16 protein-coding genes are annotated in these 17,385 nt (G+C 42.9%); 15 read left to right on the top strand and 1 reads right to left on the bottom strand.

The window, feature by feature from the left end:
• The first annotated feature begins 15 nt into the window (after positions 1–15).
• From PGY05_RS15750 to PGY05_RS15715, 8 genes are all read left to right on the top strand, one after another.
• Positions 16–696: a winged helix-turn-helix domain-containing protein gene (locus PGY05_RS15750; RefSeq protein WP_008368508.1), complete on the top strand. Its 681-nt coding sequence runs from the start codon at positions 16–18 to the stop codon at positions 694–696.
• Positions 686–2,002, top strand: a complete 1,317-nt coding sequence (locus PGY05_RS15745) for a sensor histidine kinase (RefSeq protein ID WP_055158203.1) — start codon at positions 686–688, stop codon at positions 2,000–2,002. The genes PGY05_RS15750 and PGY05_RS15745 overlap by 11 nt, the downstream gene beginning before the upstream one ends.
• 204 nt (positions 2,003–2,206) lie before the next feature.
• On the top strand, positions 2,207–2,911 hold the full coding sequence (locus tag PGY05_RS15740) for a TetR/AcrR family transcriptional regulator (RefSeq protein ID WP_008368506.1): 705 nt from the start codon (positions 2,207–2,209) through the stop codon (positions 2,909–2,911).
• 139 nt (positions 2,912–3,050) lie between these two features.
• Complete coding sequence (gene pta / locus PGY05_RS15735; RefSeq protein WP_270476296.1) at positions 3,051–4,040, top strand: phosphate acetyltransferase; 990 nt, start codon at positions 3,051–3,053, stop codon at positions 4,038–4,040.
• Positions 4,041–4,309: 269 nt separating this feature from the next.
• Entirely contained in the window at positions 4,310–5,641 is a 1,332-nt protein-coding gene (glnA, locus tag PGY05_RS15730) for a type I glutamate--ammonia ligase (protein WP_055262089.1), read from the top strand.
• Positions 5,642–5,678: 37 nt separating this feature from the next.
• Positions 5,679–6,224 (top strand): ANTAR domain-containing response regulator, encoded by a 546-nt coding sequence (locus PGY05_RS15725; RefSeq protein ID WP_008368502.1) that lies wholly within the window; start codon positions 5,679–5,681, stop codon positions 6,222–6,224.
• Between the two features lie 23 nt (positions 6,225–6,247).
• Positions 6,248–7,075 (top strand): diaminopimelate epimerase, encoded by an 828-nt coding sequence (dapF, locus tag PGY05_RS15720; protein ID WP_055249346.1) that lies wholly within the window; start codon positions 6,248–6,250, stop codon positions 7,073–7,075.
• 26 nt (positions 7,076–7,101) lie between these two features.
• On the top strand, positions 7,102–8,316 hold the full coding sequence (locus tag PGY05_RS15715) for an LL-diaminopimelate aminotransferase (RefSeq protein WP_008368500.1): 1,215 nt from the start codon (positions 7,102–7,104) through the stop codon (positions 8,314–8,316).
• 731 nt (positions 8,317–9,047) lie between these two features.
• On the opposite strand, the gene hydF is transcribed toward PGY05_RS15715, so the two are convergent.
• Positions 9,048–10,295: a [FeFe] hydrogenase H-cluster maturation GTPase HydF gene (gene hydF, locus PGY05_RS15710; RefSeq protein ID WP_270476286.1), complete on the bottom strand. Its 1,248-nt coding sequence runs from the start codon at positions 10,293–10,295 to the stop codon at positions 9,048–9,050.
• Positions 10,296–10,613: 318 nt separating this feature from the next.
• Between hydF and PGY05_RS15705 the strand changes: the two genes are divergently transcribed.
• From PGY05_RS15705 to PGY05_RS15675, 7 genes are all read left to right on the top strand, one after another.
• Positions 10,614–11,246, top strand: a complete 633-nt coding sequence (locus PGY05_RS15705) for a transporter substrate-binding domain-containing protein (RefSeq protein ID WP_227120763.1) — start codon at positions 10,614–10,616, stop codon at positions 11,244–11,246.
• A gap of 46 nt (positions 11,247–11,292) precedes the next feature.
• Positions 11,293–11,937, top strand: coding sequence for an amino acid ABC transporter permease (locus PGY05_RS15700; protein ID WP_008368496.1), 645 nt, complete (start codon positions 11,293–11,295; stop codon positions 11,935–11,937).
• Positions 11,934–12,578 (top strand): amino acid ABC transporter ATP-binding protein, encoded by a 645-nt coding sequence (locus tag PGY05_RS15695; protein WP_442872501.1) that lies wholly within the window; start codon positions 11,934–11,936, stop codon positions 12,576–12,578. Before PGY05_RS15700 ends, PGY05_RS15695 begins: the two co-directional genes overlap by 4 nt.
• Positions 12,579–12,931: 353 nt before the next feature.
• Positions 12,932–14,317 carry a sodium-dependent transporter gene (locus tag PGY05_RS15690; protein WP_270476284.1) on the top strand — a complete coding sequence of 462 codons (1,386 nt, stop codon included), beginning with the start codon at positions 12,932–12,934 and terminating at the stop codon, positions 14,315–14,317.
• Positions 14,318–14,553: 236 nt separating this feature from the next.
• Complete coding sequence (locus PGY05_RS15685) at positions 14,554–16,743, top strand: PTS transporter subunit IIABC (RefSeq protein WP_270476283.1); 2,190 nt, start codon at positions 14,554–14,556, stop codon at positions 16,741–16,743.
• Between the two features lie 99 nt (positions 16,744–16,842).
• On the top strand, positions 16,843–17,106 hold the full coding sequence (locus PGY05_RS15680) for an HPr family phosphocarrier protein (protein ID WP_008368491.1): 264 nt from the start codon (positions 16,843–16,845) through the stop codon (positions 17,104–17,106).
• 4 nt (positions 17,107–17,110) lie between these two features.
• Positions 17,111–17,385, top strand: a 275-nt coding sequence (locus tag PGY05_RS15675; protein ID WP_330673035.1) for a phosphoenolpyruvate-utilizing N-terminal domain-containing protein, incomplete at its 3' end; no start/stop codon positions are given.

Below are 17,385 nucleotides of genomic sequence, written 5' to 3'. Positions count from 1 at the left end.
TAAAGGAGAACGAGAATGATTTTTTGTGTGGAGGATGAAGCGAACATCCGGGAATTAGTAGTATATACACTTGAGACTACGGGATTTGAGGCCCGTGGATTTGAAGAAGGCACATCATTCTTTGAAGCTCTGGCAGAGGAACTGCCAGAGCTGATTTTGCTTGATATCATGCTCCCTGGAGAAGATGGAATGGAGATCCTGAAGAAGCTGAAGACTTCCGGGAGAACCAAAGATATTCCGGTCATCATGGTTACGGCAAAGGGTGCAGAATATGACAAGGTCATGGGACTGGATGCGGGAGCAGATGATTATGTGACCAAACCATTTGGAATGATGGAACTGGTATCCAGAATCCGTGCAGTACTCAGACGGACATCAAAAAAAGAAGAGGATGATACCTATGTGCTGGGTGAGATCCGCATGGACCGTAAAAAGCATGAAGTAACGGTAGCGGGAGAACCGGTAGCATTAACATTGAAAGAATATGAGCTATTGAGAAAACTTATGGAGAATCAGAATATTGTTCTGACAAGAGATAAATTACTGGAAGAAATCTGGGGATATGATTTTGACGGTGAGACCAGAACGGTAGATGTCCATGTAAGAACCCTGCGCCAGAAGCTGGGACAGGCAGGAGAATATATTGAGACTGTCCGTGGAGTTGGATACCGTATAGGAGAGATCGATGCGAAATAGAATCCAGAAAAGTATGATTTTTGTGGTTACGATGTCACTACTGATCTCGTATATTCTGGTTACTCTGGTTATTTACCGGCAGGCGCTGGATATCCGGCGCAGTGAACTGGTTCAGGAGGCAGGATATATCCGGGCGGCAATAGAAATATCCGGAGAAGAATATTTTGGCACCATGGATAAGGTCAGTAAGCGCACCAGGGTAACATGGATCGATAAAGACGGAAAAGTACTTTATGATACCGGAAATGATCAGGAAACGCTGGCAAACCACAAATCAAGAAAAGAATTCAAAGAGGCATTGGCAAATGGCAGTGGGCAGGATATCCGTATGTCAGACAGCAAAGGACAGGAGATGTACTATTATGCGTTGAAGATGGATGATAGCTCTGTCCTGCGTGTGTCAAGAGGCATGGATACGGTCTGGAATACAGCATTTATGATCTTACCGTATATGATTGCGATCGGGGTCATGATGGCATGTGTTGCATGGTTTATGACAAGGCATCAGGTGAAAAGGCTGATTGCACCGATTAACAATCTGGATCTGGAAGAACCACTGGAAAATGATGTATATGAAGAGTTGCATCCGCTGCTTGAAAGAATTGACAGGCAGAATAAAGAAAAAGCAGCAATTGAACAGATGAGGAGAGAATTCTCTGCAAATGTTTCCCATGAGCTGAAGACTCCTCTGACCTCGATTTCGGGATATGCAGAAATTATGATGAACGGTCTTGTAAAATCGGAAGATATGCAGGGATTCAGTGAACGGATCTATAAAGAGGCAAGCAGGATGATCACCCTGGTCGGTGATATTATCAAGCTGTCAAAGCTGGATGAGGGCAGTGTGGAGCTTGAAAAAGAGAATGTGGATCTGTATCAGATGACAAGGGAGATTGTGAGCCGTCTGGCACTTCAGGCAGAAAAACGCAGAATACAGGTTGAAGTGGTAGGAGAACATGTGGAATGTTTTGGAATCCGTCAGATCCTGGATGAGATGATCTACAACATCTGTGAAAATGCGATCAAATACAATAAAGAAAATGGAAAAGTAAATATCTGGGTTGGAAATACACTGAATGGGAAAAAAGTCATTGTCCAGGATACCGGAATCGGAATCCCAAAAGAGCATCAGGATCGTATTTTTGAGCGTTTTTACCGGGTGGATAAGAGCCATTCCAGAGAGACCGGTGGAACAGGTCTGGGTCTTTCAATTGTAAAGCATGGAGCACTTTTGCATAACGCAGAAATCCATGTGGAAAGTGAAGAAGGAAAAGGTACAAAAATGGAGCTTATTTTTCATTGTTAAAAAACTGTTTACAATTGGGAAATTAAATGTATAATGTATAGAAAAAAGCTATGAAATATTATAGCTTTTTTCTATTTTATATCAAAAACAGAATCATGTATAATAAAGAGTAATATGACTAAAATTAAAAAATGGTTGAATTCGGTATGGAAGAGTGCCGGATACAATCTGTGTAGAGATTCACATGGAAAATGAGAGGCAACTATGGAAGAACAGAAGCAGAGTACGAGCAGCAATTATTTTAAAGGATTATCCAGAAGGGATTATATCCAGAAAGCACATGAGATCATTCAGCAAGAAGGGATTCAGGCAGTATCTATCCGCAGGATTGCCAAGGAGATGGGGTGCTCATCAGCAAGTCTGTACAGGTACTTTGATAATGTGTCTGAGCTTTTATACTATGCAGAACTCAGAATTTTAACCGGTTACATAGACAGGCTGAATGAGGCTGAGAAATCCTGGAAGAATATGTGGCAGGTATATGTAGGTGTGTGGGATTGTTATGCAACGGAGGCATTTCATAATCCGGAAGCATATAATCTGTTATTTTTTGAGTATAACAATGTAAAACTCAAAGAAGCAATGCGGGAATATTATGAAATGTTTCCGGAAGATATTGTAAATGTTAACCGCTTTTTCTACAATATGCTTCAGACACCAAGCTTTCTGGCACGTGATTTTGAGATGTGCAAGCGGTGTATCAATGTCGGTGGTATTACATATGACAATGCAGTAAAATTAAACCGTATGGTGTGCATGCTCTTTGAAGGCTATTTCAAGGATGTATATGAAAACGGGATAGAGGAAGAGCAGATTCCGGAACGTGTAAAACTGATGGTAGATGATGTAGATACGATCGTTATGGCTCTTGCCAACAATCTGAAAGGCTATAAAGGATACCGTAAATAGGGGAAAAACGTCGGTTTTTGGTTATTTTTAAATACAATCCTTGTTAAAAATTTAATTAGATTGCAATCCCAAAAAAACGTGGTAAAGTATATGTGAAAGTATCGAACACACGAAATAAGGAGGCAATATAATGGACAATATGAAAGGCTTCGGCATGATGATTCATGCTCTGAAAGAGAGCCCAAAAACTATCGTTTTTACAGAAGGAACAGATGAGAGAATTCTTGAGGCAGCTTCCCGTCTTTTAGCAGGAAACTTCCTTACACCAATTCTTGTTGGCAATAAAGAAGCAGTATTAGAAGCAGCTGAAAAGTATGGATACAACATCCGTGGCGGAGAGATCATTGATCCGGATGATTATGAGAGATTTGACGAGATGGTAGAACTGTTCTGCGAACTTCGTAAGAGCAAAGGTGTTACACCGGAGCAGGCAGCAAAGACACTTAAGAGCAACAACTATTTTGGAACCATGCTGGTTAAGATGGGAGTTGCAGACGCACTTCTTGGAGGAGCTACTTACTCTACAGCAGATACCGTACGTCCGGCACTTCAGCTGATCAAGACCAAACCGGGATCAAGCTGTGTATCTTCTTGCTTCATTTTGGTTCGTCCGTCAGCTACAGGTGAGAACGAAGTTCTTGCTATGGGTGACTGCGCGATTAATCTCAAACCAACAGAGGATCAGCTTGCAGAAATCGCATGGGAAGTTGCAGAATGTGGTAAACACTTTGGTATCGATCCAAAGGTTGCATTCTTAAGCTACTCTACACTTGGATCTGGAAAGGGTGAAGATGTAGATAAGATGCGTAATGCGGCAGCAAAAGCAAAAGAACTGTATCCTTCACTTCCGATCGAAGGAGAGCTTCAGTTTGATGCAGCTGTATCTCCGCGTGTTGCAAGAACAAAATGCCCGAACAGTGAAGTAGCAGGTCAGGCAAATACATTTATCTTCCCGGATATCAACGCAGGTAACATCGGATATAAGATCGCACAGAGACTTGGTAACTTTGATGCATACGGACCGATCCTTCTTGGTCTTAATGCACCGATTAACGACCTGTCCCGTGGATGTAATGCAGAAGAAGTTTATTCTATGGCAATCATCACAGCAGCACTCGTAGAAGACTAAGAGTATTGACAAATATTCAGACGAAAATTATAATATAACAAACAAGGGCGTTTTCAAAATGGATTGAGAACGCCCTTTTTGTGGATACGATGAGCCGAGTGCAGATTTGTGCTTGCACAACGGATCTGCATTTGGCGAATGTACATCACCTGATGTTGGAAAAGGTAAAAAATCCTCTTGCAAGCAAGCTTGCATCGGCTTTCTGACCTTTTGACCCTGGTATCATCATTTTATTTATGAGTAGTAAAAACAGGAGGATTTGTATGAGTATGAAAAATTATACGAGAGAAGATATCCTGAATCTTGTCGAGGAAGAAGACGTGGGATTTATCAGGCTGCAGTTCACCGATATTTTCGGAACAATGAAGAATGTAGCGATTACAGTAAGCCAGCTTAAGAGAGCACTGGATAACAAATGTATGTTTGATGGATCTTCGATAGAAGGATTTGCCAGAATCGAAGAATCGGATATGTATCTGCACCCGGATCTGAATACATTTGAAATTTTCCCGTGGCGGCCGCAGCAGGGAAAGGTTGCAAGATTTATCTGCGATATTTACAGACCGGATGGAACAGCTTACGAAAGCGATCCGAGACATGTTCTTAAGAAGGTACTTTCCGAGACAAAAGAGATGGGATATGACTTTAACGTAGGACCGGAATGCGAATTTTTCCTGTTTGAGACGGATGATGCGGGAAATCCGACGACGATTTCCAATGAACGTGCAGGATATTTTGATCTGGGACCTTTGGACCAGGGAGAGAATGCAAGACGTGATATTGTTCTTACAATGGAAGATATGGGGTACGGTGTGGAGGCATCTCATCACGAGATGGCACCGGCACAGCATGAGATCGATCTGGAATATACAGAGGCGATGGATGCAGCAGACAATATCATGACATTTAAGCTTGTTACCAAAACAATCGCAAAAAGACACGGGCTTCATGCTACATTTATGCCAAAGCCAAAGGATGGTATCCATGGCTCAGGAATGCATCTGAATATGTCTCTGTCAAGAGATGGAAAGAATGTTTTTGCAGATGAAAAAGATCCGAATGGTCTGAGCAAGGAGGCTTACTATTTTATCGGCGGACTTATGAAGCATATCAAAGCGATCAGCTTTATCACAAATCCGATCGTGAATTCCTATAAGAGACTGGTTCCCGGATATGAGGCACCGGTATATATTGCCTGGTCAGCGAATAACCGGACTCCTCTGATCCGTATTCCACGGGTATCAGGGGAAAGCACAAGAGTCGAACTCAGAAGTCCGGACGGGGCAGCAAATCCATATCTGGCACTTGCCGTATGTCTGGCTGCCGGAATGGAAGGAATTAAAAACAAGATCCTGCCGCCGGAGAGTGTAGATGAGAATATTTACGAAATGACAGATGTGGTGAAAAATGCACTTGGAATTGAGGAGCTTCCGGCAAGCTTAAGAGAAGCAATCACAGAATTCCAGAAAGATCAGTTTATGCAGGAAGTACTGGGAGAAGAACTGTCACAGAAGCTGATCGAGTCAAAGCGTGCAGAATACAGAGCATACCGCACTCAGGTTACAGAATGGGAAATTAATGAGTACTTACAGAAATTCTAAAGAAACTTTCCAATTCTAAAGGCAGGAGGCTGGTATTATGAGCAGTATTATTGTTGTATTTCCAAAAAAGGAGATTGCAACCAATATTCGCAATATACTGGTACGAAATGGATTTGACGTGATTGGTGTGGGGGTAACCGGAGCACAGGCGGTTCAATTGGCAGATAATCTGGATGATGGAATTGTAGTTTGTGGTTATAAAATGACAGATATGTTATATAATGAATTGAGAGATTATCTGCCGAGTACGATTGAGATGCTTTTGATCGCATCGCCGGAGAAATGCAGTGACAGGACGCCGGGAGTGATCAGCCTGTCGATGCCATTTAAGGTATTTGATCTGATGAACACGATCGAGATGATGGCACAATCGATTGGCAGGCGGAGAAAGAAAAGAAGAGCAGAGCTTAAGAACCGGAATCCGGAGCAGCAGGCACTTGTAAAAGAGGCAAAGAGTCTTCTGATGGAACGTAATAATATGACGGAGGAAGAAGCGCATCGCTATCTGCAGAAATGTAGTATGGAGAGCGGTGTCAATATGGTGGAGACAGCTCAGATGGTACTTAGTATTATGGCGGAATAAAGGAGATTAAAGAGGCAGGATATATGATCTTTACAAAAATGCATGGTCTTGGAAATGATTATGTGTGTATAAACTGCTTCAGAGAAAGGGTGGAAGATCCACCTGGATTTGCAAGAACACTTTGTGACAGGCATTACGGGATCGGAGCGGATGGTCTGATTCTGATATGTCCGTCAAAGGTGTCTGATTTTAAAATGGAGATATACAATTCGGATGGATCTGTTGCCGGGATGTGCGGCAATGGCATCCGATGCCTTGGAAAATATGTATATGATTACAGACTTACCGGAAAGGAAACTCTCAGTATCGAGACGAAATCCGGAATTCGTAACATGCACCTTCATATTCAGGATGGGAAAGCCTGCGGTGCTATGGTAGATATGGGTGTTCCAAGACTGAACGCACACAGCATTCCAATCCTGAGTGAAAAGGATCTGGTGATCAATGATCCGATTGAGGTACAGGAGAAGAACTACCGCATGACCGGGATTTCGATGGGAAATCCGCATGCGGTAATCTTTTTAGAAGAGATAAACGGGATTTCTCTGGAAGAGACAGGAAGGGAGTTAGAATTTCATCCGAGATTTCCGGAGAGGGCAAATATCGAGTTCTGTCATGTGACTGCGAGGAACCGGATGGAGATCCGTGTGTGGGAGCGGGGGGTTGGTGAAACGCTTGCCTGCGGAACCGGAGCATGTGCAGCAGTTGTGGCTTCTGTGCTGAATGACTTGACAGATGAGGAAGTAATCGTTAAATTATTAGGTGGAGAGTTATCTGTCAGATGGGACCGTAAGGTGAATCATGTATTTTTGGAGGGGCCTGCGGTTAAAGTATTTGATGGTGTACTATAAAGATCAAATCACAAAGGAGACGACATATGTACAGTGTAAATGAAAACTACTTAAAGTTACCGGGAAGCTATCTGTTTTCCAATATTGCCAAAAAAGTTGCAGCGTTCTCAGCAGCGAATCCGGATGCACCGATCATCCGTTTGGGAATCGGTGATGTAACACAGCCGCTTGCACCTGCGATCATCGAAGCGCTTCACAGTGCAGTTGATGAGATGGCACACGCAGAGACATTCCACGGATATGCACCGGATCTTGGATATGAATTCTTAAGAAGCGCGATCGCAAAGAATGATTTCCAGGCAAGAGGATGTGATATTGCTGCAGATGAGATCTTTATCTCAGACGGAGCAAAGAGTGATTCTGGAAATATCCAGGAGATCTTTGGACCTGACTGCAGAATCGCAGTAGGAGACCCGGTATATCCTGTATATGTGGATACAAACGTAATGGCAGGACGTACCGGAACTTACGATCCAAAGACAGAAACATGGAGCAATGTAATCTACATGCCTTGTACAGCAGAAAATGGATTTGTACCGGAACTGCCAAAAGAAGTACCGGATATGATCTATTTATGCTTCCCGAACAATCCGACCGGAGCGGCTATCACAAAAGATGAACTCCAGAAATGGGTAGATTATGCAAATAAAAACGGGGCAGTGATCATTTATGATGCTGCATATGAAGCATATATCACAGAGGAAGATGTACCACACAGTATTTTTGAATGTGAAGGAGCAAGAACCTGTGCAATCGAACTTAGAAGTTTTTCTAAGAATGCCGGATTTACAGGAGTACGTCTTGGCGCAACGATCATTCCGAAAGACCTTAAGTGTGGAGATGTGATGCTTCATTCGCTGTGGGCAAGACGTCACGGAACAAAATACAATGGAGCACCTTATATTGTACAGAAAGCCGGAGCTGCTGTTTATACAGAGGCCGGAAAAGCACAGATCAAAGAGCAGATCGCATACTATCAGAAGAATGCAAGAACGATTTATGAAGGTCTGAAGAATGCCGGATACACGGTATCCGGAGCAGTGAACTCACCATATGTATGGTTAAAGACGCCGGATAACATGACTTCATGGGAATTCTTTGATTTCCTTCTTGAAAAAGCAAATGTAGTTGGAACTCCGGGATCAGGATTTGGACCGAGCGGGGAAGGATACTTCCGTCTGACAGCATTTGGAAGTTACGAGAATACGTTGGAAGCGATCAAGAGAATTGAGAATATTTAATTGAAAATTTGGCTGCAGGGACGGGCGTCGGATCACGGTGTGGATTTGGCGGTGGACTCTGGCGTGAACAGCCTGTAACATGAAAAGAAAGAGAAAAGTGTGATACCAGACTCATTCGACGGAAAATCTGATGATTTTCCATCTCAGGAGTCTTCGGAGTTTCGTACTTGGGGTACGAAATCCGATCACACTTTTCTCTTTTTTTCATTAACAGGCTGTAACACGCCGCCATATACCGCCAAATCCACACCGTGATTCGACGCTCTTGGCGCTGCAGACAATTTAAAATGATACCTGGCTTTAAGCTTTATTCAACCGTTATGTGTGTCTATACCAAAACAAAATCACTCATAACATATAAGCCAGAATAAAAGTAAACACAATAAGAATTAATTTCAATTCTGAACAAACAATCCTTCCATCCACAGCGAGGCGCATCTATGATGTGCCAATGCGGAAGCTTTGAATAACGTAAGGGCTGAGCGGGGACGAGGTGACGGTTTCACGCCATTCGTAAGAGCCGTGCAGTCTGTTCATTTAATCGGGACGGAAATTGTGACCAGATTTCGTACTACAAGTACGGAATCTGAGGACTGCCTGAGCCGGAAAATCATCAGATTTTCCAGCGAATCAGTCCGATGTCGCAACTTCCGTCCCGATTAAATTTTACAGAATGCAGGCGATGAAGACCGGCGTGAAACCGTCACCTCGTCCCCACTTCGCCCGTAACCTTATTCCAAACTTCTCCTAACCGGTATGAGACTCCGCTCCAATACCCCTTTCAGGTGAGCAATAGCGGTTCCGTAGTTCGTGATCGGTACGCCCTGATCTTCGGCGCATTTGAGGCGATACTGCATTTCGCGTTCGTTCAGGGTGCAGCCACCACAGTGAATAATGAGTTTATAAGGTGAGAGATCTACCGGGAATTCGGTCCCGCTTGTGAATTCAAAGTGCAGGTCTTTATTTCCGGTATGCTGGCGGATCCAGCGAGGAAGCTTCACTGTTCCAATGTCATCACATTGCCTGTGGTGGGTGCAGCCTTCACAGACGAGGATTTTGTCACCATCTTCCAACTTGTCCAGCATCTGTGCGCCTTCGACCTGAAGTTTCAGATTTCCTTTGTATCTGGAAAGCAGGATGGAAAAAGAGGTCAGTGGAATATCTTCCGGTGTATCGGCAGACACTTTGGCAAATGCCTGGCTGTCGGTGATGACAAGGCGTGGCTTTTTGCCAAGAGACGAAAGTGTTTCCTTCAATTCTGTGTCACGGGTTACAATAGAGATTGCACCAGCCTCCAGTACATCGCGGATGGTCTGCTGCTGCGGGAGGATCAGACGTCCTTTTGGGGCGGCAGAGTCGATCGGGACGACCAGAACGACAAAATCATTTGGATTTAAAAGATCGCGGACGAGATATTTATCCTGATCTTCTTTCGGAGCCTGGCTTGCAATCAGTTCTTTTAATTCATGAACATGGTATCCGGTTACTGTGCTGACTTCGATACTGTTGGAAGCATCTATATGAAAAGAAGCATCCGGCATAGAATCCAGGTTCGGACAGACTGCGCCATTTTCAGCAGAAGAGCAGAGGTCAGATTTATTTTTTACCACAACGTAAGGAATCTTCTTATCTTGTATTTTCTTTAAGATGGATAAATCTTCTGGTGTCATGCCAAGAGAGGCATCGATTACCAGAACAGCGATATCTGTTTTGTTTAAAATCTGGTAGGCTTTTTTGACACGCAGTTCACCGAGTTCTCCGATGTCGTCAAGCCCCGGGGTGTCAATGATCACGACAGGCCCGAGGGGAAGAAGTTCCATTGCCTTTGGAACCGGATCGGTAGTTGTTCCGAGAACATCAGATACAATGGCAAGATTCTGTCCGGTGATAGCGTTGATGATGCTGGATTTTCCGGCATTTCTGCGACCGAAGATACCGATATGTACACGATCTGCAGAAGGGGTGCTGTTAAGACTCATAGTTTTTGTAATCTCCTTTTTTGTATTCTTTTTGCGCAGGAATTCCTTTGCAGTCAGTTTGAATCTGGAAATAGTGTAACACATATACTATAGAAAATCAATTTTGTGAAAATTTACTTAAAAGAAACATATAAAACTGGCAATTTTGGATAAAAGTTTCATTGACTAAAGTGTGAAAGTACGGTAAAATAATCACAAGTTCATAAAGAACCGAACAGACAAGGATGTCGCATCAGATGCGGCATCCTTTTTGTATTTCAGAAAAGAAAGTAATCAGAAGTGCAAAGTAATTTCTCAAACAATCCCGGGAACGAGAGAGTGTCTGCGGACGGAAAAACGCTGATCGGATATGATGTTGATCTGTTAAATGATCTGCAGGAGCTTCTGGGATTCGAAATCGATGGTGGCCTCCAGGCAATGGATTATTCGGCACTTACTACTTCACTTGCTGAAAATAAACTGGACATCGGAGCAGCAGCACTTTGTGCAACAGATGAAAGAAAAGAAGTTATGGACTTCAGTGATATCTATTGTGATTCCGGTCAGGTCGTTATGGTAAATAAAAATGACGATAAAGGAATTAAGAGTGTTGATGATCTGAAGGATAAAAAAATAGCCGTTGAAAAGGGAACCGCATCTCATACTTATGCAAGCAAGAACCTTACAAGTGCAACGCTTGAAGTACATGACACGATCACAACTGCATATGAATCTTTGGAGCAGGGAAAAGTAGATGCTGTTATTCAGGATGGACCTGGAGCATATTTCTATATTAAGACAACACCGGACAGCAACCTGGAGGTAGTCGGTGATGAGTTTAATCAGGGCCAGGCACCGTATTGCGTAGCAATTTCTAAAGAATGCAAATATTATGATGAAATCAATGCAGCTGTAAAGGTACTGATTGATAATGGCACAACAGATGAACTCTATGCGAAATGGTGTGAATAATCAAAGAACAGACAGCAACTAAAAAGAAGATAGGATGAGATAGTATATGGATATGACTTTTTTGAATGTTTTACTTCCAATGATGTTTGAGGGATTAAAACTTACGATTTTAATTGCTGTTGTCGGTATCACAATTGGCTTCCTGATCGGAAGCCTCTGTGGATACCTGCTTCAGTCGAAATATAAAATAGGGAAAGCAATTGCAGAAGTTTACATCTGGATCATTCGTGCGACACCGCTTATGGTGCAGGCTTTATACGGATATTTTGTAATTCCGAAGCTTTTGGGTGTCGATATTGGAAGCACTGCAGTGGGAATTGGCGTTATCGCACTGAATTCCGGTGCATTTATTTCAGAAATTGTAAAAGGTGCGTTGATGAGCATTGATCCGGGACAGAAAGAAGCAGGTGCATCACTTGGACTTACAAGTGCACAGACGATGATCCATCTGGTTATCCCACCGGCATTTAAAGCGGCACTTCCGGCATTATTTAACCAGTTTATCATTTCTGTTAAGGATACCGCACTTTTATCTGCGATTGCGGTTAATGAGATCACGCATCAGGCACAGGCGTATGCAGCGTTGAGCTTTAAAGCAATTCCTACATACACAGCACTGGCAGCGTTTTATCTGGTGATACTTTCGGTACTGATAATTGTCCAGAAACAGATAGAAAGGAAAATGAGGTGATTGGTATGATTAAAGTAAATCATTTGTCGAAGAAATTTGGGAACCTGGAGGTATTAAAGGATATCAATCTTGATATCAATGAAGGTGAAGTGGTCTGTATCATCGGACCTTCCGGATCGGGAAAGAGTACTTTCTTAAGATGCATCAATCAGCTTGAAAGACCGACAGGCGGAACCGTACAGTATGAGGGAAAGAATCTTCTCGATAAGAATTGTGACATTCGCAAATTCCGTGAGGAAGTCGGAATGGTTTTCCAGAAATTCAATCTGTTTCCGCTTAAGACTGTTGTTCAGAATGTTATGATGGCACCAATCCTTACCAAACACATGAATAAGGAAGAAGCGCATGCAAAAGCACTGGCAATGGAACCGAAAGCGTTGTTGTTTGATGAGCCGACATCGGCGCTGGACCCGGAACTGGTAGGAGATGTACTTGATGTTATGAAATCTCTTGCGAAAGAAGGAATGACGATGATCGTTGTAACACATGAAATGGGCTTTGCACGTGATGTGGCAGACCGGGTCATCTTTATGGCAGACGGATATGTTGTTGAAGAAGGCAGACCGGATGCAATTTTTACAGCACCAAGAGAGAGAAGGACGCAGTCATTCTTATCCCGTGTTCTTCCGGCAACTGCATAAATAAGACGTTTTGTAAAAATTATTGATATACTACTCATAAAGGGGCAGGTGAGAGCCTGCCCCAGTGTAAAAAAGATCAAGAAAATGAGTAAAATACTTCCATTGACTTTCCTATATCCGATTGTTAAAATAAAAAGAAAGCTAAAGAAGGGACCTTCGCCATACGGCGGAGGTGTTTTTGGCTTATAGAAAAATATAATTTCTATATATATTATGATGTAAGTGTCAAAAGTATCAATTGCGTTTGTGCTCGCACAAATAAGCAATTGATACTTATTGACACTCACATCATATTATTAAAAAGCTGGAGATGGTGTGTACGGAGGCACCACTGTAAAAGGAGTGTAGAAAAGATGGAAAAGAAGAGGAGTAATTTTACCGGCTCGATCGGATTCGTGCTGGCGGCTGCGGGAAGTGCAGTCGGGCTGGGGAATATCTGGAGATTCCCGTATCTGGCAGCAAAAGGTGGAGGCGGAGTGTTTATTCTGTGCTATGTGGTACTGGCACTTACCTTTGGGTTTACGTTGCTGACAACAGAGATCGCGATTGGACGTAAGACAGGACAGAGTCCGCTTACTGCATATGAACAGATGCATAAAGGATGGGGAGGAATCGGTGTGCTTGCATGTGCAGTACCGGTTATCATTCTTCCATATTATTGCTCGATTGGTGGATGGGTACTCAAATATTTGTCGGCATTTCTCACAGGTCATGGGGCGCAGGCAGCAGAAGACGGATATTTTACAGGCTATATTACACAGGTCGGACAGCCGATCATATGGATGCTGATCTATGTGCTTATTACGGCAACGGTTGTTTATAAAGGAGTAAATAAAGGAATTGAAAAATACAGTAAGATTCTGATGCCGATCCTGTTTGTACTGATTGCGGGAATTTCTGTATTTTCCATTACCCTGAAACATACAAATGCAGATGGAGTGACAAGAACCGGTATGCAGGGACTGGCGATTTACCTGATCCCGAATTTTAGAGGGATGACGGTTAAAAGTTTCCTTTCGGTTGTGATGGATGCATTGGGACAGCTTTTCTTCTCAATCAGCGTGGCGATGGGAATTATGGTTACTTACGGATCCTATGCGAAGAAAGAGACCAATCTGATGAAGTCGATCAACCAGATTGAGTTTTTTGATACGCTTGTAGCGCTTCTGGCAGGACTTATGATCATTCCGGCTGTTTATACTTTTATGGGAACCGAAGGAATGTCTGCAGGACCGGGACTGATGTTTGTATCTCTGCCAAAAGTATTTAAAGCAATGGGGGCAGCAGGAGTGTTGGTAGGAATTGTATTCTTTCTGATGGTATCTTTTGCAGCGGTTACTTCTTCTGTATCTGTTATGGAGGCAATCGTATCAAGCATGATGGATAAATTCCATGTATCCAGAAAAAAAGGAACGATCCTGACTACTTTATATGGAATGATCGTTGGTGTGATCGTATGTCTTGGATACAACAAGCTTTATTTCGAACTGAAACTTCCGAACGGCGCGGTAGCGCAGATTCTGGACGTGATGGATTATATCAGCAATAACTGTCTGATGCCGATGGTGGCACTGCTTACCTGTATTCTGATTGGATGGGTTGTAAAACCAAAAGTGATCATCGATGAAGTGACACTTGGCGGATACAGGTTTGGCAGAGAAAAGCTTTATGTTGCAATGATCAAGGTAATTGCACCGTTGATGCTTCTGATTCTTTTAGTGCAGTCCGTAGGATTATAAAAAGAAAATTTCAGAAAAGGCTTGACATTTAGTGGGAAATAAATTATTGTAAGTTACAGATTTTGGTGTGTAACTGTACGGCAGGCATTAACCATACATAGATATTATTTTGATATTTGTGTGGGTTAGTGCCTTTTTTGCGTCAAAAATTCGGATAAAAGGCTTCCACGAAAGAAAATAATATCATAGGCATAAGCCAGGTAATTAAAATTTCTTGAGGAAAAGGAGTACATGCAATGAAAGACAAAATTTTTGGCGTATTGCAGCGAGTAGGAAGATCCTTCATGCTTCCAATCGCAATTCTTCCGGTAGCGGGTCTGCTGCTGGGATTCGGTAGCTCGTTTACCAATGCTACCACAATCCAGACTTATGGTCTGGAGAAAATTTTAGGAGACGGAACCATCCTGAATTCGTTACTCATTATCATGAACAAAGTAGGAAGTGCTGTATTTGACAACCTGCCACTGATTTTCGCGGTTGGGGTTGCAATCGGTATGGCAAAGAAAGAAAAAGAAGTAGCGGCACTTTCTGCATTGATCGCATTCTTTGTTATGAATGTTGCAATCAATGCAATGCTTGTGATCACAGGAGAGATTACCGCAGATGGAACGATCGCTTCGAATGTACTGGAAGGAACCATCACTTCTGTTTGCGGAATCCAGTCCTTACAGATGGGTGTGTTTGGTGGTATTATTGTAGGACTTGGTGTTGCTGCTCTGCATAACCGTTTTCACAAAATCGTTCTTCCAAATGCGTTATCATTCTTCGGAGGGTCCAGATTTGTTCCGATCATTTCTACACTGGTGTACATGTTTGTTGGGATTGGAATGTATTTTGCCTGGCCGGTTGTACAGAATGGAATTTATGCACTTGGCGGACTGGTAACCGGAAGCGGATATCTGGGAACCCTGATTTTTGGTATTATTAAGAGAGCTTTGATTCCGTTCGGACTTCATCACGTATTTTACATGCCATTCTGGCAGACAGCAGTCGGTGGAACAATGGAAGTTGCGGGACAGATGGTACAGGGAGGACAGAACATCTTCTTTGCACAGCTTGCTGATTCTGCAAATATCGCACATTTCAGCGCAGATGCGACCAGATATTTCTCGGGTGAATTTATCTTTATGATCTTCGGACTTCCGGGAGCGGCACTTGCGATGTACCGCTGTGCAAAACCGGAAAAGAAAAAACAGGCAGGAGGACTTCTCCTTTCTGCAACACTTGCCTGCATGATGACGGGTATTACAGAGCCACTGGAATTCTCATTTCTTTTTGTTGCACCGGCACTTTTTGCTGTACAGGTAGTGCTTGCAGGTTCTGCTTACATGATCGCGCATATCCTGAATATAGCAGTAGGACTTACCTTCTCTGGTGGTTTTCTGGATCTGTTCCTTTTCGGTATCCTGCAGGGAAATGCAAAGACAAGCTGGCTTCGGATCATTCCGGTTGGAATTATTTATTTCTTCCTGTATTACTTTATCTTCAGTTTCCTGATCAAAAAGTTTAACTTCAAGACACCGGGACGTGAAGATGATGATACAGAGACAAAATTATATACAAAGGCAGATGTAAATGCCAGAAAAGAAGCAGGAAAAGAAACAGCAGGGAATACAGGGACCGCAGATCCGGTAAGTGAGGCAATCACACAGGGACTTGGCGGAAAGAAAAATATCAGTGATGTGGATTGTTGTGCAACAAGACTTCGTATCACAGTTCATGACGCAGCCCGCGTAAATGATGAGATCATCAAGACAACAGGTTCCAGAGGAATCGTGAAAAAGGGACAGGGTGTCCAGATCATTTATGGTCCGCAGGTAACGGTGATTAAGTCTAAACTGGAAGATTATCTGGAAACAGCTCCGGATGAATATTATGAGAGCGCTGCTGTGTCAGAAGAGAATTCAGCTGAAGAAAATACAGATACTGTAAATGAAAATAATGAAACCCAGGAAAAAGTGGTAAATACAATTGTTGTATCCAGTCCGATCACCGGTATGGCAGGCGATATTACAACCTGTCCGGATGAAGGATTTGCAGGAAAAATGATGGGTGACGGAGCTGTTGTTACACCGGAAGATGCTGTGATCTGCGCACCGGAAGATGGAGAAGTGCTTTTCGTATTTGAAACAAAGCATGCACTTGGGTTCCAGACAGAAAGCGGACTTGGCATGCTGCTTCACATCGGTATTGATACCGTATCTCTGAACGGTGAAGGATTTGAAGTATTTGTAGAAAATGGTCAGAAAGTGAAGAAGGGGGATCCGCTTATGAAGATCGATATTCCATTCCTGACTTCGCATGCACCGTCTCTTTGTTCACCGGTACTTTGTACAGAACTGGAAGAGAATCAGAGAGTACGTTTCCTTGCGACGGGAGAAGTTAAAGCCGGCGATCCACTATTTGCCGTAGATACAGTAGAATAGAACAGCGAAAGCTGTTTTAATAATGGCGGCGTTTTGGCAAGCAAAACGCTGTCAAAAAAGTAAACTAAAAATGAAAGAAAAAGACGAGGAGAATTTATCATGAAAGAATTTAAGTATGTAGTAACAGATGCACAGGGAATCCACGCAAGACCGGCAGGAATTCTGGTAAAAGCAATTGCGAAAAAAACTTCAGATATTAAGATCAAAAAAGCAGGAGATACACGTGAAGTTAATGCAAAGAGCATTATGGCAGTTATGAGTCTTGGCGTAAAAAAAGGAAATGAGGTTATCATCACAGCTGAAGGCGAAGACGAAGAAGACGCAATCGCCGAAATCCAGAAAGTATTAGAGGAGAATCTGTAGGATTATGATTACACTAAGTGGTAAAAGTGTTTTTGGTGGCGTAGCCATCGGGAAGATTGCTTTCTATAAAAGACAGGAAAAGCAGGTAAGACGGTATCATGTAGAGGATACCGAAGCAGAGGTGGCACGTTTTGAGGATGCCCAGGAGACTGCGATCGCACAGCTCGGTGAGTTGTATGACAAGGCAATGGAAGATGTAGGAGAAGCCAATGCGGCAATTTTTGAAGTACATCAGATGATGCTGATGGATCTGGATTATGTGGATTCGATTAAGAATAT

Origin of the sequence: Coprococcus sp. AF51-11b1, from assembly GCF_027682785.1 — a bacterium.
In the GTDB taxonomy this organism is placed as follows: domain Bacteria; phylum Bacillota; class Clostridia; order Lachnospirales; family Lachnospiraceae; genus Allocoprococcus; species Allocoprococcus comes.
The sequence above is the reverse complement of the archived record's forward strand: the minus strand, read 5'-3'. Positions and strand labels throughout refer to the sequence as shown.